Here is a 17,729-nt window from a genome sequence, read left to right as displayed (position 1 = left end):
GAAGGTCATCTCGGTTTCCCTGTCCGGCACTTTAATTCAAATCCGATTCCGCTATTCGACAGTCGCGATCGCCATGACGGCGATCGCAATGCGAGGCGAAACCCTCGACTGGTTTCAGAACCGGGGCGGATTACTCCGCCGCCACGCTCATCCGGCTGCGCTCCATTTCCTCAAGGGCGCGGCGGTATTCGACCGGCATGACCTTGCGGAATTTCGGGCGGTAATCGGCCCAGTGATCGAGGATCTCCTTGGCTCGCGTCGAGCCCGTATAGTGGAAGTGGTTCGAAATCAGCTGGAAGAGACGCTCTTCGTCGTGGCGCGTCATGTCATCTGAGACGTCGACGCGTCCCTTGTGCATGATGTCGCCACCATGATGATGCAGCTTCTCCAGCAGCTCGTCTTCCTCGGGAACCGGCTCCAGCTCGACCATCGCCATGTTGCAGCGGCGCGCGAAATCGCCCTTTTCGTCGAGCACATAGGCCACGCCGCCCGACATGCCGGCCGCGAAGTTGCGCCCGGTTTCGCCGAGCACCACGACGACGCCGCCGGTCATGTATTCGCAGCCGTGATCGCCTACGCCTTCGACGACGGCGATCGCGCCCGAGTTTCTGACCGCGAAGCGCTCGCCCGCGACACCGCGGAAGTAGCACTCGCCCTCGGTCGCACCGTAGAGCACGGTGTTGCCGACGATGATCGAGTTCTCAGCGACGATCTTCGAGTTCTCCGGCGGACGGATGATGATGCGGCCACCCGAAAGGCCCTTGCCGACATAGTCATTGCCGTCACCGATCAGATTGAAGGTGACGCCCCGTGCCAGGAAGGCCGCGAAGGATTGGCCCGCCGTCCCCTTCAGGGTGACATTGATCGTGTCATCCTTCAGGCCACGATGACCATAGCGCTTGGCAACCGCGCCCGACAGCATGGCGCCGGCCGAACGGTCGACATTCCTGATGTCGACTTCGAAAGCGACAGGCGTCTTCGAAGAAAGCGCCGGCTCCGCCTTCTCGATCAGCTTGCGGTCGAGAATGTCGTCGATCGGGTGCTTCTGCACTGTCGTCCAGTAGGTCTCTTCCTTCGGCGCATCGACCTTGTGGAAGATGCGGCTGAAGTCTAGGCCCCTCGCCTTCCAGTGAGCGAGCATCTCGTCCTTTTCCAGAAGCTCGGAGGCGCCGATGATCTCGTCCAGCTTGGCAACGCCAAGCGAGGCGAGGATCTCGCGTACTTCTTCGGCCACGAAGAAGAAGTAGTTGATGACATGCTCCGGCGCGCCCTTGAAGCGCTTGCGCAGAACCGGGTCCTGAGTAGCGACGCCAACCGGACAGGTGTTGAGGTGGCACTTGCGCATCATGATGCAGCCGGCCGCAATCAGCGGCGCGGTGGCGAAGCCGAATTCGTCGGCACCGAGCAGCGCGCCGATGATGACGTCGCGACCGGTCTTCAGGCCGCCGTCGACCTGCAGGGCGATGCGCGAGCGCAGCCCGTTCAGCACCAGCGTCTGCTGGGTCTCGGCAAGGCCGATTTCCCAGGGCGAACCGGCATGCTTCAGCGAGGTCAGCGGCGAAGCGCCGGTGCCGCCATCATAGCCCGAGACGGTGATGTGATCGGCGCGCGCCTTGGCAACGCCGGCGGCAACCGTGCCGACGCCGACTTCCGAAACAAGCTTGACCGACACATCCGAGGTCGGGTTGACGTTCTTCAGGTCATAGATCAGCTGCGCCAGATCTTCGATCGAATAGATGTCGTGGTGCGGTGGCGGCGAGATCAGGCCGACGCCCGGCGTCGAGTGCCGGGTCTTGGCAACCGTAGCATCAACCTTGTGGCCGGGCAGCTGGCCGCCTTCGCCGGGCTTGGCGCCCTGCGCCACCTTGATCTGCAGCACATCAGCATTAACCAGATATTCGGTCGTCACGCCAAAACGGCCGGAGGCGATCTGCTTGATGGCGGAACGTTCCGGGTTCGGCGAGCCGTCGAAGAGCGGCATGTAGCGATCGGCTTCCTCGCCGCCTTCGCCGGTGTTCGACTTGCCGCCGATGCGGTTCATGGCAATCGCCAGCGTCGTATGCGCCTCGCGGCTGATGGAGCCGAAGGACATGGCGCCTGTCGAGAAGCGCTTGACGATATCGGCAGCCGGCTCGACCTCGTCGATCGAGATCGGCTTGCGGCCGAGCGCTTCCGCACCCTTGATCTTGAAGAGGCCACGGATGGTGTTCATCCGGAGCGCCGACTCGTTGACCATTTCGGAGAATTCGCGATAGCGATCCTCGGCATTCCCGCGCACGGCATGCTGCAGGGCAGCCACAGCATCGGGCGTCCAGGCGTGGCTTTCGCCACGCATGCGGTAGGCATATTCGCCACCGATATCGAGCGTGCTTGCGAGCAGCGGATCGCGGCCGAAAGCAGCCTTGTGACGGGCAACGGTTTCCTCGGCGATCGTTTCGAGGCCGATGCCTTCGATCATGGTTGCGGTGCCGAAGAAGTACTTGTCGACCAGCTCCTGCTGCAAGCCCACGGCATCGAAGATCTGCGCGCCGCAATAGGACTGATAGGTCGATATGCCCATCTTCGACATGACCTTGAGGATGCCCTTCCCGACAGCCTTGATATAGCGGTAGACGACTTCGGTCGCATCCACTTCCTTCGGGAATTCGCCGCGCTGATGCATGTCAAGCAGCGTGTCGAACGCCATATACGGGTTGATCGCCTCGGCGCCGTAACCGGCGAGCAGGCAGAAGTGATGCACTTCACGCGGCTCGCCGGTTTCGACAACGATACCGACCGAGGTGCGCAGGCCCTTGCGGATCAGGTGATGGTGCACGGCTGCCGTCGCCAGCAGCGCCGGGATCGCGATGCGGTCCGGTCCGATCTGACGGTCGGAAAGCACGATGATGTTGTAGCCGCCGCGAACGGCCGCTTCCGCCCGCTCGCAGAGACGGTCGAGCATCTCGGGCATGCCTTCGGCGCCACGTTCGACATCATAGGTGAAGTCGAGCGTCTTGGTGTCGAAGCGATCCTCGGTGTGACCGATCGAGCGGATCTTTTCGAGATCGCCGTTGGTCAGGATCGGCTGGCGCACTTCCAGACGCTTGGCGTTGGCCATGCCGGTATGATCGAGCAGGTTCGGGCGCGGGCCGATGAACGACACGAGGCTCATGACGAGCTCCTCGCGGATCGGATCGATCGGCGGGTTCGTCACCTGCGCGAAGTTCTGTTTGAAGTAGGTGTAGAGCAGCTTCGGCTTGTCCGACATGGCCGAGATCGGCGTATCCGTGCCCATGGAGCCAACGGCTTCCTGACCCGTCGTCGCCATCGGCGACATCAGGAGCTTGGTGTCCTCGGTCGTATAGCCGAAAGCCTGCTGGCGATCGAGCAGCGACACGTCGCGGCGCAGCGCGCGCGGCTCCACCGGCTTCAGGTCTTCCAGGATCAGCTGCGTGCGGTTCAGCCAGCTGCGATAGGGATGCTTGCTGGCAAGTTCCGACTTCACCTCGTCGTCGGAGATGATGCGGCCCTTTTCCATGTCGATCAGCAGCATCTTGCCCGGTTGCAGGCGCCACTTCTGGATGATCTTCTCTTCCTCGACAGGCAGAACGCCGGCTTCGGACGCCATGATAATGCGGTCGTCGTTGGTGACGAGATAGCGGGCCGGACGCAGGCCGTTACGGTCGAGCGTCGCGCCGATCTGCTTGCCATCGGTGAAAGCGACGGCGGCCGGGCCATCCCATGGCTCCATCAGGGCGGCATGATATTCGTAGAATGCCTTGCGTTCCGGCGCCATCAGCTGGTTGCCGGCCCATGCCTCGGGAATGAGCATCATCATGGCATGCGCAAGGGAGTATCCACCGCGCACGAGGAATTCGAGCGCGTTGTCGAAACAGGCCGTGTCCGACTGTCCCTCATAGGAGATCGGCCAGAGCTTGGAGATATCGTCGCCGAACAGCGGCGAGGACACCGATGCCTGGCGCGCTGCCATCCAGTTGACGTTGCCGCGCAGCGTGTTGATTTCGCCGTTATGCGCAACCATGCGGTAGGGGTGCGCAAGCTTCCACGACGGGAAGGTGTTCGTCGAGAAACGCTGATGCACGAGGGCAACCGCCGTCTCGAAACGCGGGTCGGAGAGGTCCTTATAATAGGCGCCCACCTGATAGGCGAGGAACATGCCCTTGTAGACGATGGTCGAGCTCGACAGCGAGACGGGGTAGAAACTGCTCTCCTCGCCCTCGTATTCCGCATAGATGCGGTTGGAGATCACCTTGCGCAGGGTAAAGAGACGACGCTCGAACTCCTCGTTCGTGCCGGCGTCACGGCCGGCGCCGATGAAGACCTGCACATGGTGCGGCTCGGTGGCGGCAATGTCAGGCGCCTTCGACAGCGAAGAGTTATCGACAGGCACATCGCGGAAGCCGAGCAGCACTTGGCCTTCCTCGGCGACAACCTGCTTGATCGCAGTCTTGAAATGCTCGATCAGCGCCTCGTCGCGCGGCAGGAAGAAATGGCCGACGCCATACTCGCCAGCCTTCGGCAGGACGACGCCCTGCTTGGCCATCTCCTCGCGGAAGAAGCGATCGGGGATCTGCACGAGAATGCCCGCGCCATCGCCCATCAGCGGATCTGCGCCGACGGCACCGCGATGTGTCAGGTTTTCGAGAATGAACAGGCCGTCGCGCACGATCTGGTGCGACTTCTGGCCCTTCATATGCGCGACGAAGCCGACGCCGCAGGCGTCGTGCTCGTTGCGCGGATCGTAGAGGCCCTGTTTCGGCGGGAAGCCGACAGCGCGTTTCGACGTCTTGGCCGTCGCGGCAGCATTGGCTGCAGCGGTCTGGTCAAAACTCGTCAACGTCGTCCTGTTCGTCATGGTCTTCCCTCCGATAAGGCCCGCATCGCGGGCGCTCCTTCGTCCCGCGCGGTCCGTTTCCGGGGCCGACGCGCGACTGCGCTGTTGCATTGTGAAGATCCGGCCGCGAACCGCGGCTCCTTATATGGAGCCCGTCGTCAGCGTTTCGCGTCCTGCTATTCCACCGCCGCATTGCCCACCGCCCGAAAGGCTGAAAGGGACATGCTCCCGGTAACTATAGCTCGAAATCCCGACATCGTCAGGACCCTTAGCGCATCTTCGGCCTTGGCGGCCAAAATAGGACAGCAACCCTGTCCTAATTCATCAGCTCTATGCCAGAAAGCTTCTGCCTTCGCAAGAGCAAAACGGCAAAATTTCGTCAACCGAAGACGTAAGATTGCCTTTGTTGCATAAATCAAGCAATAAAGTTTCGCTGCAGCGCATCATTTTATTTGTTGATTGCGTAGATCAATTTCTGTGATGCATTCTTCAAACTCATGCGCTTGATAGGTTTTTGCATTGGCGTAATGTCCGCCCCGCACTATTTATCTCTCCCGCAATTCACTCCTTATAATCGGTGTACCTTCATGTTTTTTGCCTCCGATAATTGGGCCGGCGCCCATTCCAAGATCGCTGAACGTCTTCTCGCAGAGGCGGGAGGCTTTGCGACAGCATATGGCTTGAGCGAACTGGATCAGAAGGTCGAGGCAAAGTTTTCAGAGATTTTCGAGCGCGAAGTCTCCGTATTCTTCGTCGCCACGGGCTCCGCCGCCAACTCCCTGTCGCTCGCCAGCGTCCAGAAGCCGGGTGGCATCACCTTTTGCCACAGCGAGGCGCATGTAGCCGAGGACGAATGCGGTTCACCGGACTTCTTCAGCAGCGCGCGTCTGGCAACGGTCAAGGGCGAGGCCGGCAAGATCGATCCAAAGGCCCTTGCTGCGAAAATTGCCCGCTTCCCGCAGGATGCCGTGCATCACGGCCGCGCCGCCGCCGTGACGATCACGCAAGCGACGGAAATCGGCACGGTCTATTCGCTTGCCGAGATCGACGCCATCGCTGCCATCGCCAAGGCGAACGGCCTGCCGCTGCATATGGATGGCGCGCGTTTCGCCAACGCCCTCGTTGCGCTCGGCACGACGCCGGCCGAGATGACATGGAAGCGCGGCGTCGATATCCTCTCCTTCGGCGGCACCAAAAACGGCTGCTGGTGCGCCGAGGCGATCGTCATCTTCGATCCTGAGAAGGCGAAGGAGATGCATTTCATCCGCAAGCGCGCCGCCCAGCTCTTCTCCAAATCGCGCTTCATCGCCGCCCAGTTCGACGGCTATTTCCAGGACGACCTCTGGCTCGATATCGCCCGCCACTCCAATGAGATGGCCGATCGGCTGCGCGCTGGCCTCGAAAAGGTTCACGGCGCCCGTCTCGCGTGGCCGACTGCCTCGAACGAGGTTTTTGCGATCATCCCAAAATCCGCAGCCAAGGCGGCCGAAGACAAGGGAGCGAAGTTCTACGAATGGCCGATCCCGGAATCGCAGCCGGATCTCGTCGGCGGCGATGAAACGCTGATCCGCCTCGTGACCAGCTTCGCCACCACCGAGGCCGATGTGGGAAATTTCCTTGCTTGCCTGGGTTGACCGCATGAAAAGAGCGCCGGAGCCGACTTCACGGCCGGACGGCGCTCACAATGCCAGAAAGGGTCAGTTTTGATTCCGATGGGCGATCATTGCGAAGTTCGATAGATCGTCGCGATCGGATGCCGGTGCGTTGTGTATAGTCATCATCATTGCCACGACGCAGGCGACAAGCCCGGAAATGAAGATGGCACCGTATATCATCGGACGACTATTCCTCCGCAACTCCCCCATCACCACCTGAGATAGCAGAGGAAGCTGACTTCCGCCTGAAAACGGGCGCAGAATAAATCAGCCGGCAAAATAAATCCGGATCCCTTCTGCATGATGGGAAACGACTTTCCATGATCGCTGATAGGCGATTTCGTCGTTAGTTTGGTCGGGGGCCCCGAACCTTGGAGAGGATGTCGTCAGAGAGCGCGTTAACCAGAAGTTGGTCCGCGCCCTTGCGCGGCACGAGGACGAATTCGACATCTTCGAGGACGGGCAGCCAGCCCGGCGCGATCTCCAGCAATCCCGCCGGCGCCATGCTTTTCGGCTGCACGAGAACACCCATGCCCGCGCGCGCCGCCGCTGTCAGGCCGCTCAGGCTGCCGCAGGTGCAGACGATGCGCCAGGGCATCTGCTGCCGGCGTAGTGCCTCCAGCGCGACCGCGCGCGTAACGCTCGGTGTGGGAAAGGCGATCAGCGGCAACGGTCCCGCAAGCTTGCGGATGCGATCCGGGTCGCGCGCCAGCCAGACCAGCGGCTCGCGGTAGACGAGCTTGCCCCTCGCATCGCCGAGCCGGCGCTTGGCGAGCACCAGATCGAGATCGCCATTATCCTGCATTTCATAAAGCACGCCACTGAGCGCGACCGTCAGCTCGAGATCGACGGAGGGATGCGAACGCACGAACTCCTCCAATACGTCCGGGAGCTGGCTGGTGACGAAATCCTCGGAAACCCCGAACCGGAGACTGCCGCGCAGGCTGTTGCCGGCAAAAAGCTGCTGCACCTCCGCTTCGATCGACAGCATCTGGCGCGCATGGCCGAGTAGCGCCTCGCCATCACCAGTCAGGACGACACGATGCGTATCGCGCGCCAAAAGCTTTCGCCCGAGCTCTGCTTCCAGCCGCTGTATATGCTGGCTGACGGTCGATTGCCCGAGCCCCAACCGCTCCGCGGCAAGCGTGAAGCTGCCCATCTGCTCGACGGCGACGAAGCTGCGTAGCTGTGTGAGATCAAGCATGGCTTATCCTGTATTACGATAACTGTTATTCCTTGCATCGTGTATCGCAATAGGTCTATCTGCAAGGAGTAATCCTAAAAACTGCAATGCGATCGGGGTATGCACGATGCGCCGCTTTCTTCCAGACACCTTCACCATGCTGCTGGTGCTCACCGTCCTGACGGCATCCTTCTTTCCGGTGCAGGGGACCAGCGCTCATTATTTCGGCATTGCCACCAACGTCGCCATTGGCCTTTTGTTCTTCCTGCATGGCGCGCGCCTGTCGCGCGATGTCGTCATCGCCGGCATGCTGCACTGGCGGCTGCATCTCGTCATCCTTTTGACGACCTTCGGCATCTTTCCGCTGCTGGTACTGGCCATGGGTCAAATCGTTCCGAACAGCATCCTGCCCGTATCGCTCTATACCGGCATGCTGTTTTTGAGCGTGCTGCCGTCGACCGTGCAGTCCTCTATTGCCTTCACGTCCATCGCCGGCGGCAATGTGCCGGCAGCCATCTGCTCGGCGTCGGCCTCCAACATCTTCGGCATGTTCCTGACGCCGCTGCTCGTCGGCGTCCTGTTTTCGGTCGGCGGCCAGGGCGGGGGCTTTTCCTGGGATGTTTTGTGGCAGATCATGCTGCAGCTGCTCGCCCCCTTCATCGCCGGCCAGCTGCTGCAGCCATGGATCGGCGATTGGATCCGTTCGAAGAAGAAGATCCTCATGCCGGTCGATCGCGGCTCGATCCTCATGGTCGTCTATTCAGCCTTCAGCGAGGCCGTGGTGGAAGGACTGTGGCATACCTTCTCCGTCCTCGATATCGTCACAGTCATCATCGCAAACACGGTGCTCCTGGCGATGGTGATTTGTATCACCATGTTCGGCAGCCGTGCCCTGGGTTTTGAAAAATCCGATGAGATCACCATCACCTTCTGCGGCTCGAAGAAGTCGCTGGCAAGCGGCGTGCCTATGGCCAACGTTATCTTCGCCGGCCAAAGTATCGGCGCCATCGTGCTGCCACTCATGCTGTTCCATCAGATCCAGCTGATGACGTGCGCGGTGCTCGCCCAGAAATATGCCGACGCCGCCAAGCGGCGCGAGGCTGCAAAGGCTGGCGCAAAATCCGGCGAAGCCACCAACGCGGCCTGAGCCCTCTGACACCACGCAAACGAAAGCGGCGCCCCGAGATGGAGCGCCGCTTCTTTGATCTTGGGAGGATCAGGAGCTGGGCGGCCAGAGACCGCCAGCCCAGCATGACGGTCCAAGACCGTCAGCCGCACTTAGTTGATGTGAGCCTCGATGGCCTTCGGGGTTTCAACGGGCTCGGCCGCGATGGAGATCCGGCGGGGCTTCATGGCTTCGGGAATGTTGCGCAGCAGATCGATGTGCAACAGACCGTTCTTCAGTGAAGCGGCCTGAACCTCGACATGGTCGGCAAGCTGGAAACGACGCTCGAAGGCACGCTTGGCGATACCGCGATAGAGATATTCGCTGGTTTCAGCCGGCTCTTCGCTCTTTTCGCCCTTGACCTGAAGGACATGGGCGTGGGCCTCGATGCTCAGTTCCTTTTCATCGAAACCGGCAACGGCCATGGTGATGCGATAGGTGTTTTCACCCGTGCGCTCGATATTGTAGGGCGGATAGGTCTGGGCCTGATCCGGCTGGCCAAGGCTGTCGAGCATGGTGAACAGACGGTCGAAACCGACGGTGGAACGGTAAAGGGGAGAGAAGTCTACGTGACGCATGGAAGTCCTCCTGTGAGCGACAATTGCGATTTCAATTCTTGTCCCATGACCCCACTCGGGGCGGCCTCGGGACGGTTCTGCGAGCCCGTTTGGCACCCGCAAAAAAGAGATGGGGATCACTTTTCCGGAGTTCAAGCCCCGAGTGCCGCAACCCTCATTTTGCAGAAAATCACCGCGTGAACCGCAGATGAACGGATAGTTCGGAACCCGTTCAGGCTGGCTGGCCTAATCTCCAAACCATCGGAAGACCATCGTCCGATGACTGAAGTGTATCGTCCCTTCTTCTTCAGTCCTTGCTCGGCCGGCGAAGCGGATCTCTCTATCTCCGCCAGCCGGCCTTTTTTCTTTGCGGACACTACCGCAGCAACTTCAGCGACCCAGTAAGCGACTTCACCCATTTCGAAGGCCCCGCCAACCCGAGACCGTCGATCGCCTCATCAGCAAGATCGCGATTTGGAAACGTCACCTCATACTCCCTGTAATCGTGCAGCGAGCGGGCAAAGGCAGGAAAGGGAACGATCGCGCGGTCGTTTTCTACCGGCAAGGTCTTCAGCAACAGAGATCGTATGGTTTCCGCATCCGCCTGCAGTATCGGGACGGGCATGTTCGAACTGATGTCGATGGTACGAGCCTCCCTGTCGGTCAATTGCCTTGCCGCGAGCGAGGGAAACTTTGCGCCCAACCCGATAGAGATAGCGCCGACGGTATTGGCGATCAGCCCAAGCGGCAGTGCCGGATTGATGACGATGGCAATACGGATATCGGGAAGCATGGAGACCTGCTGCTGTTGACAAATGGGATCGCAGGATATCTCGCGCACCGGGGATAATCTTGCCTTTCATTGCCGCGCATTTGAATAATATGGTAGGATCTACCTAATATCTGCAGATAAAAGGTTAGATATGCCTGACGCTCTTGAGCCCATCGATTTGAAGATTCTCGGCGCCCTTCAGAAGGATGGGCGCCTGACGAACCAAGCGCTTTCATCCGAAGTCGGGCTCTCGACATCTCCGTGCTGGCGACGCGTGCGCCAGCTGGAAGAAACTGGCGTTATCCAGGGTTATACGGCCGCGCTCGACAGGCGCCAGATCGGCCTCGGCGTCCTTGCCTTCATCAGGGTCAAGATCGACAGCCACAGTGAGGCGGAAGCCGAGGAGTTCTCCCATGACGTGCTGAAACTCAACGAGGTCGTGGCCTGCTACAGCATCGCCGGCGACGCGGATTTCCTGCTGCAGGTGGTGGCCGCCGATCTCGACAGCTATGCCGATTTCGCCATGTCTGTGGTGCGTCGCCTGCCACGCATCAAGGAGATGGAGACCACCTTCGTGCTGAAGGAAATCAAGCCTTTCAAGGGCTTTCCGCTTGGGGTCGGCCAGCGATAGCAGCGCAAGGCACGGATGCCAGGTGCGCTATGGAGGAAATAGCGCGCCCATGTGCCTCTTTACGTTTGGATCGAAGCCATCCTATTCTCGGGCAAGTGGCTGCCCACCCTAGGGTATTGCCCGGGGTATAAAATGTCGGCGCTCTCTTTCTCGAAGATTTCCTCATCGCTGAATACGCTTCTGGCTGCAATCGGTCTGTTGACGGTGGCGGTGCTTACGACGCCTGATATCGTCGGACAAACGAGGCTCATTCTGGAACTCGTGCTTGCCGGCATCTGGGCCGTCTATGTCCTGCAATTGATCGAGACGCTGGTCATGCACCGCGCAAGGGACGTTCGCGGCAGGATACCGGAAATCGCCGTCGATATGCTTGCCGTTCTGGTCCCTTTGGCCGCTTTCCTTCTCATTCGCGGGCGCGATCAAAGCCTCTATTGCACCATCTGGCTTTTGAAGCCGCTGCGCGGTTCGACCTTCTTCCGGCTGCTGGGCAGGGTCCTGACCAAGGAGGCACGCAACCTGATCGGCGTCACCTCGATTTTCGGCATCGTTCTGTTCGCCGCAGCGCTTGCCGCTTACATCATCGAACGCGACGTCCAGCCTGACAAGTTCGGCAGCATTCCCCTCGCAATGTGGTGGGCCGTGACGACGCTGTCGACCACGGGCTATGGCGACGAGATCCCGCAAAGTCTCGCCGGCCGCACCCTTGCCGGGCTGGTCATGATGTGCGGTATCGGCATCTTTGCCTTATGGGCCGGCATTCTCGCCACCGGTTTCTACGAAGAGGTTCGCCGCCAGGACTTCGTGCGCAACTGGCAGCTGGTGGCGGGAGTGCCGTTGTTCCAGAAGCTCGGTTCAGGCGCCCTCATCGAGATCGTACGGGCGCTGAGACCTCGCGTCGTGCCGGCCGGCGGCATCATCTGCCGCAAGGGCGAGGCCGGCGATCAGATGTATTTCATCGTCGAGGGCCGCGTCAGCGTCGCCACACCGAACCCGGTGGAACTTGGCTCCGGCAGCTTCTTCGGCGAGATGGCGTTGATCACCGGCGAGCCCCGCTCGGCAACCGTCAGCGCTGCGACCGAGGTCTCGCTGCTATCGCTCTATTCATCGGATTTCCAGATGCTCTCGAGCAGCAGCCCCGAGATCGCCGAGATCATTCGCCAGACCGCACTGGAGCGGCGCGGTGCGGCACCGAAGGCTTGACGCGATCGAAATCACGCAGCAGGCGCCTCCGAGGGCACAATAAAATTGCGCATACCGCTGGCCATCCCATAGCGAATTGACGTCGATACAAGGGATGTGGCAGCCTGAGTCGTATTGGCGTCGTCTCGCATTAGATGACGCTTGTCACACTCGTTCGGCACGGCACGGCTCGATGCACCCCCGATTACTCAAGACATTCCTGGCGGTCGCGCGGAACCGGAACTTCACCCGCGCAGCCGAAGAGGTCCATCTCGCGCAATCGAGCGTGAGTGATCAGATCCAGTCGCTCGAAGCCGAATTGGGCACGGCGCTTTTTATCCGGTCGCGATCGGGCCTGGAGCTGACGGCAGCTGGCGAGGCATTGAGACCCTATGCCGAGGAATTACTGGCAATCGCCAACGAGGCGCGCGCTGCCGTTGAAGCAGTTTCGGCGGCTGCGGCGGGCACTGTGACGATCGGCGCGCTCGAGACTATTGCTTCCATCAAGCTTCCGCAATGGTTGCCGGCCTTTCAGCGTGATCATCCCGATATCGATCTGCGGGTGAAGATTGCCGGCAGTGGCGATCTATTGCGCAAGCTCGAAACCGGTGAGATCGATGTCGCCTTCTGCTTTGACAGGGGCGAGGTCGATGAACGCCTCGCAAAGCGAGCGATATCGACGGAGCCCCTGATCCTCATTACCCCTCCTGCACAGAAGCCATCATCGAAGACAAGCGATCTGGCAGCACTTGCTTCGATGAACTTCGTGGCAACCGAGGTCGGCTGCGTCTATCGGCACCTCTTCGACAAGGCATTCCAAGCGGCAGGAACGGCGGCACCGAAGCTCGCCGCCGAAGTCGGCAGCATCGGCACCATTGCGCGGCTCGTGGCAGCCGGTACGGGCTCGAGCTTGGTTCCGCGGTTTGCCGTTGCGGACGCACTCCATCGTGGCGAAATCGGTGAAATGCCCTGGCCGGGGCCGATGCGGACAGCCTCGCTTGTAATGATCTGGCGGCGCAGGCGTGTTCAACCACCAGCTTTGAAGCTTGTACTGGCGTTCGCAAGCACCGGCTTTGCATCCGCTAAATCAGCCGATGTCCGCCCTCGACATGCAGTATCGTTCCCGTTGTGAAGGCGTTACACATCAGGAAGCTGATAGCATCGGCGATGTCCTCCGGTTGTCCCACTCGTCCGACCAACAGCCGTTTTGCCATCGCGCCCAGTGTTTCTTCTTTCCGATCACCGGCAACGAACGTCCAGATGGGCGTATCGACCCAGCCAGGTGAAACGGCGTTTACACGAATGGGCGCCAACTCGACGGCGAGTGCGCGAACCAGCCCTTCCAGACCGGCATTGACGGCAGCAACCACCGACCCTCTTGCCGCCGGACGATAAGCGGCAATGCCTGACGTGAACGTGATGGAGCCCGTGGCAGAGAGTAAGGGCGACCCATATTTCGCAAGCAGCAGCGGACCGTAGAATTTACTTTCCACGACCCTCTGCGCAGCCCTGAGGTCCAGCGAAGGCAGTAGCTCGTAAGCGCCCTCAATATCGGCGGCGGTGCTTACGATATGGTCGAGCCGGCCGATGCGCTCAAACAGACCGGCGACTTGGCATTCTTGCGTGATATCGACTGTTTCAACTGAAACCGATGGGCTTTGGAGTTCTGCGCAAGCGCGCTTCAGCCTATCCGGATCGCGCCCAGCAATGATGACCTCGGCTCCAGCGGCAAGCGCGCGGTGCGCCAGCGCCAGTCCCATTCCGGAGCTGCCGCCGACAATAAGAATTCTCGAATTCGCAATTTCAGTGATTGGCATGTCTTTTGATTCCAGCAGGTGATGACCACGCCCGAACATTCGCAAAGCTGCTCAAGAAGATGAAACGGAGAAAACCGATGGCACCATCGGCATCTCCGATGCAGGATTATCGTCTTTGGGCACACCGGATTCGATTGCCGGAACCGCCAACAAACCTGTTGCAATTCCATGGGGCTGCGCTATCCCCTTGAGGTGAGACATTGGTCAGCGAGGCGCGACACCGTCATGGATTCGGTCCTCTATTCCACAGCAGACAATCCGGTGCCGGAAAACCGCACCGAAGGATTCTTCGAAAGTTTCGACGGCCGCAAGCTGCGCTATGCCGTCTTCCGTTGCGAGCAGCCGGTTGCCAAGGGAACCGTTGTGCTGCTGCAGGGCCGTAACGAATTCATCGAGAAATATTTCGAGACGATCCGCGACCTCACAGCCAAGGGCCTGTGGGTCGCGACCTTCGATCTGCGTGGCCAGGGCGGATCCGAGCGGCTGCTGAAAGACCCGCTGCGCGGCCATATCCGCCATTTTTCCGATTATGAGCGGGATTTGACCGCCTTCCTCGACAAGATTGTCCTGCCGGATACACGCCTGCCCTTCTTTCTGCTTGCCCATTCGACGGGCGGACTGATTGCCCTGTCTGCCGCGCCAAGGCTTACAAGCCGAATTGAGCGCATGGTGCTGTCCGCCCCCTTCATCGGCCTGACCGGCCACGGCGCCTCCCCCGGCTTTATCCGCTTCCTCTCCGGTGCGGTCAGCGGCATCGGCCTGGGCCGCATGCAGTTCAGCAAGAAGTTCAAGGAAAGACCGTTTGCCGAAAACCCATTGACCACGGACGAGCAGCGCTACCGGCGCAACATCGGCATCGGCACCGCCTATCCGCAGCTTTCCCTGGGACCGCCGACCGCACGCTGGCTGTCGCAGGCCTTGCGGGCGATCGAACGGGTCAACAGGCCCGAACACCTGTTTTCAATTCAGGTCCCTACCGTCTTGATTGCGCCGACGCGCGATGGCGTCGTGCCTTATGCCGATCAGGAGCGGTTGTCGCGCTATTTCCGCGCCGCACAGCTGGTACCGATTCACGGCGCCAAGCATGAAATCCTGCAGGAACGGGATGTCTATCGCAATCAGGCACTTGCCGCGATCCACGCCTTCATCCCCGGCAGCGATGCCGAAAGCAATGCCTATGAGATTGAGGCCGAAGCCTGAAGGACTTAGCGGGATAGAACTGCCAGAGCCTGCTCGTAAACGGCGCGGCTGCCGGCTGCGATGATGGTTCCGCCCATTTCCGGACGGCCGCCATCCCAGGTGGTCATGATGCCGCCTGCCTGCTCGATGACCGGAATGATGCCGCCGACATCATAGGGTTTCAGCGAATTCTCGATGACGAGATCGATATGACCGGCCGCCAGCAGCGCATAGGCATAGCAATCGCACCCGTAGCGGAAGAGGCGCACCTGACTTTCGATCTCGCGATATTTGGCAAGCTCGTCGCCGGCGAAGAGATGCGGCGAGGTGGTAAAAAGGATCGCATTGGAGAGGCTACCGCAATCGCGGACCCGCAACCGCCTCTCGCCGTCCGGACCGGAATAGGTAGCGCCATTGCCATCGGCAAAATAGCGCTCGCCCGTAAAGGGCTGATCGATCATCCCCATGACGGCGCGGCCGTTCTTCTGCAGGCCGATCAGCGTTCCCCAGACCGGGACACCCGAGATGAAGGCGCGCGTGCCGTCGATCGGATCGATGACCCAGACATGCTCGCGATCGAGCCCGACATTGCCATGCTCCTCGCCAAGAATGCCATGTTCGGGGAATTCGGCCTCGATCAGCGCGCGAATCGCCTCTTCAGCGGCACGGTCCCCTTCCGTCACGGGATCAAAGCCCGTGGCTTCCTTGTTGACCACGTCGATGCCGGCACGAAAACGCGGCAGGGTTTCGGCCTTGGCCGCTTCAGCCAGACGATAGAAGAACGAGCGATCGGGGAGCATGGTCAATCCGATTAGGTGATGGGATGAGCGATCCATAGCGCATATAGCCGATGAAGCAAACCGGATGATGACGCAATGTGCGCAGTGCCTGCCGATCAGGCAGAGTTTTCAAACTTGCCTAAATATTTTGCACCGCAATAAAATGCTTGACATTTGTGCAGTGCGAGATCAATATCCAGCTACAGTCTTCTGACTGTAAATACCCTCCTTGGGTGTTTCCTCCCTAGACTTAGCCGCGCCACGAGCGCGGTTCTTTTTTGCTGGGTCTGGAGTTAAGGCGCGGCGAAACAGCCAGCGCAGAACCACGGCCTTCCACGCTTGCTAGAGAGAATGGTGATCGCTATTCGGCAGCCAGCGCCGGATCGCCCGTGTAGGATTCCACATGTTCGGCCATGCGCTTCATGAAGAGCGTGATGGCGGCGGCGACCTTGTCGAAATCCGGGCGCTTCTCGAGCGTCGTCTCGTCGACATAGAGAGAGCGATTGACCTCGATCTGCAGGGCATGCAGCCCGCGCGACGGGCGGCCATAATGCTCGGTGATGAAACCGCCGGCATAGGGCTTGTTGCGCACCGCGTTGAAGCCCATCTCCTCGAGGATCTGCATGGCGGCGCGCGAAAGCTCCGCCGAGGCGCTGGTGCCGTAGCGATCGCCGAGGATGAAATCCGGCCGCATGTTACTGCCAGCAATACGGATATTGCCCGGCATCGAATGACAATCGACCAGTACGCCGAAGCCGAATTTGACATGGGTGCGTGCGATCAGCCGCCGCAACGTGGCATGATAGGGCTTGTAGATGGTGTCGATGCGCTTCAGCGCGTCCTCGACCGGCACGCGGCGCGCATAGATCTCCATGTTTTCGGCGACGATTCGCGGAATCGTGCCAAGGCCGCCGGCGACCCGCAGCGAATTGATGTTGGCATAGGAGGGTAACGCGCCATCGAACATGCGCGGATCGAGCTCATAGGGCTCGCGATTCACGTCGATATAGGCGCGCGGGAAATTGGCGAGCAGCAACGGCGCCCCAAGCGCGCTCGCCGCACAGAAGAGCTCGTCAACATAGTGATCTTCCGAGCGGCGGATAGCGATGCCCTGCAGGCGGGACTGGGCGATGAAATCGGGAGGGTAGATGCGACCGCTGTGAGGTGAACTGTAGACAAACGGTATCGTCTGGGAAGCGGGTTCCAATACCTCGAAAATCTCGAAACTACGCATTTCCGCGGACATCAACGTCTTTACCATGTCAACAACTTGTCGCAGTAATCATGTTGCCAGTTGCATGACCGCAAGTCCATAGTAACTTGAGCGAAATGGCCTTAATCCAAAACACCGTATTCGGATTCTCGGATGCCCGGTCAGCGAAAACGCAGGACGTTTTCGTGGAATGCACCTATGCTTCGAACAAATGCTGGAACGGCGCGTTTTGGCTGACCATTCACGGCTTGTTTACGGCGCCGCGGTACCCTAAACGCTGGACGAGTCCAACAAGACAAAGTTGATTAGCGATAGAGATGATGACCCAGAAGATACTTCTTGCCGAAGACGACAACGACATGCGTCGCTTTCTCGTGAAGGCACTCGAAAAAGCCGGCTACAAGGTCTTGTCCTTTGACAATGGAGCCAGCGCTTACGACCGGCTGCGCGAAGAGCCGTTCTCGCTGCTTTTGACTGACATCGTCATGCCTGAGATGGACGGTATCGAGCTAGCGCGGCGCGCCACCGAACTCGATCCGGACCTGAAGGTGATGTTCATCACCGGCTTTGCCGCCGTCGCGCTGAACCCCGATTCGAAGGCGCCGAAGGATGCCAAGGTCCTTTCCAAGCCTTTCCACCTCCGCGAACTCGTCGATGAAGTCAACAAACTCCTTGCCGCGTAGGGCTTTCGGCGGCAACGTCACAAAACCGAAAAAAAGCCTATTGACGGCCACCAAGGTTTTGTGATCTATGCGCCGCCATCGG

14 protein-coding genes are annotated in these 17,729 nt (G+C 60.1%); 7 read left to right on the top strand and 7 right to left on the bottom strand.

From position 1 onward, the window contains the following. Window positions 1-130: 130 nt before the first annotated feature. Window positions 131-4,855 carry a glutamate synthase large subunit gene (gene gltB / locus FHT73_RS21005; RefSeq protein WP_183714537.1) on the bottom strand — a complete coding sequence of 1,575 codons (4,725 nt, stop codon included), beginning with the start codon at window positions 4,853-4,855 and terminating at the stop codon, window positions 131-133. 566 nt (window positions 4,856-5,421) lie between these two features. On the opposite strand from gltB, the gene FHT73_RS21000 reads away from it, so the two are divergent. Continuing rightward, entirely contained in the window at window positions 5,422-6,468 is a 1,047-nt protein-coding gene (locus FHT73_RS21000) for a low specificity L-threonine aldolase (RefSeq protein ID WP_183714534.1), read from the top strand. Between the two features lie 367 nt (window positions 6,469-6,835). On the opposite strand, the gene FHT73_RS20995 is transcribed toward FHT73_RS21000, so the two are convergent. Beyond that, complete coding sequence (locus tag FHT73_RS20995) at window positions 6,836-7,693, bottom strand: LysR family transcriptional regulator (RefSeq protein ID WP_183714531.1); 858 nt, start codon at window positions 7,691-7,693, stop codon at window positions 6,836-6,838. Between the two features lie 106 nt (window positions 7,694-7,799). On the opposite strand from FHT73_RS20995, the gene FHT73_RS20990 reads away from it, so the two are divergent. After that, window positions 7,800-8,819, top strand: coding sequence for a bile acid:sodium symporter family protein (locus tag FHT73_RS20990; RefSeq protein WP_183714528.1), 1,020 nt, complete (start codon window positions 7,800-7,802; stop codon window positions 8,817-8,819). Between the two features lie 131 nt (window positions 8,820-8,950). Here the strand turns inward: FHT73_RS20990 and FHT73_RS20985 are convergent, their stop codons facing one another. Continuing rightward, window positions 8,951-9,415 (bottom strand): Hsp20 family protein, encoded by a 465-nt coding sequence (locus tag FHT73_RS20985; RefSeq protein ID WP_015341097.1) that lies wholly within the window; start codon window positions 9,413-9,415, stop codon window positions 8,951-8,953. 355 nt (window positions 9,416-9,770) lie between these two features. Further along, window positions 9,771-10,187: a DUF2000 domain-containing protein gene (locus tag FHT73_RS20980; RefSeq protein ID WP_183714525.1), complete on the bottom strand. Its 417-nt coding sequence runs from the start codon at window positions 10,185-10,187 to the stop codon at window positions 9,771-9,773. Between the two features lie 130 nt (window positions 10,188-10,317). On the opposite strand from FHT73_RS20980, the gene FHT73_RS20975 reads away from it, so the two are divergent. The 3 genes from FHT73_RS20975 (at window position 10,318) to FHT73_RS20965 (ending at window position 13,108) form a co-directional block, all read left to right on the top strand. Next, window positions 10,318-10,797: an Lrp/AsnC family transcriptional regulator gene (locus FHT73_RS20975; RefSeq protein WP_112602719.1), complete on the top strand. Its 480-nt coding sequence runs from the start codon at window positions 10,318-10,320 to the stop codon at window positions 10,795-10,797. A gap of 132 nt (window positions 10,798-10,929) precedes the next feature. Continuing rightward, a complete protein-coding gene (locus FHT73_RS20970; protein ID WP_112335137.1) occupies window positions 10,930-11,997 on the top strand; it encodes a cyclic nucleotide-gated ion channel in 1,068 nt (355 codons plus the stop codon). Between the two features lie 172 nt (window positions 11,998-12,169). Further along, window positions 12,170-13,108 (top strand): LysR family transcriptional regulator, encoded by a 939-nt coding sequence (locus FHT73_RS20965; RefSeq protein ID WP_183714522.1) that lies wholly within the window; start codon window positions 12,170-12,172, stop codon window positions 13,106-13,108. Here FHT73_RS20965 and FHT73_RS20960 read toward each other — a convergent pair. Further along, complete coding sequence (locus tag FHT73_RS20960; RefSeq protein ID WP_183714749.1) at window positions 13,059-13,793, bottom strand: SDR family oxidoreductase; 735 nt, start codon at window positions 13,791-13,793, stop codon at window positions 13,059-13,061. The two genes, FHT73_RS20965 and FHT73_RS20960, sit on opposite strands and share 50 nt — an antisense overlap. 225 nt (window positions 13,794-14,018) lie before the next feature. Here FHT73_RS20960 and FHT73_RS20955 point away from each other — a divergent pair, with 225 nt between their 5' ends. Next, window positions 14,019-14,993 carry an alpha/beta hydrolase gene (locus tag FHT73_RS20955; RefSeq protein WP_183714519.1) on the top strand — a complete coding sequence of 325 codons (975 nt, stop codon included), beginning with the start codon at window positions 14,019-14,021 and terminating at the stop codon, window positions 14,991-14,993. A gap of 5 nt (window positions 14,994-14,998) precedes the next feature. On the opposite strand, the gene hisN is transcribed toward FHT73_RS20955, so the two are convergent. Then, window positions 14,999-15,772 (bottom strand): histidinol-phosphatase, encoded by a 774-nt coding sequence (hisN, locus tag FHT73_RS20950; RefSeq protein WP_183714516.1) that lies wholly within the window; start codon window positions 15,770-15,772, stop codon window positions 14,999-15,001. A 340-nt stretch (window positions 15,773-16,112) separates the two neighbouring features. Continuing rightward, window positions 16,113-17,012: an N-formylglutamate amidohydrolase gene (locus tag FHT73_RS20945; RefSeq protein WP_246712182.1), complete on the bottom strand. Its 900-nt coding sequence runs from the start codon at window positions 17,010-17,012 to the stop codon at window positions 16,113-16,115. A 272-nt stretch (window positions 17,013-17,284) separates the two neighbouring features. Here FHT73_RS20945 and cpdR1 point away from each other — a divergent pair, with 272 nt between their 5' ends. After that, the gene (gene cpdR1 / locus FHT73_RS20940) at window positions 17,285-17,647 is read left to right on the top strand and encodes a response regulator CpdR1 (protein ID WP_004117561.1); all 363 of its coding nucleotides are present in this window, start codon (window positions 17,285-17,287) and stop codon (window positions 17,645-17,647) included. Window positions 17,648-17,729 lie beyond the last annotated feature (82 nt).

Source organism: Rhizobium sp. BK098 (assembly GCF_014193155.1).
Taxonomy (GTDB): domain Bacteria; phylum Pseudomonadota; class Alphaproteobacteria; order Rhizobiales; family Rhizobiaceae; genus Rhizobium.
The sequence above is the reverse complement of the archived record's forward strand: the minus strand, read 5'-3'. Positions and strand labels throughout refer to the sequence as shown.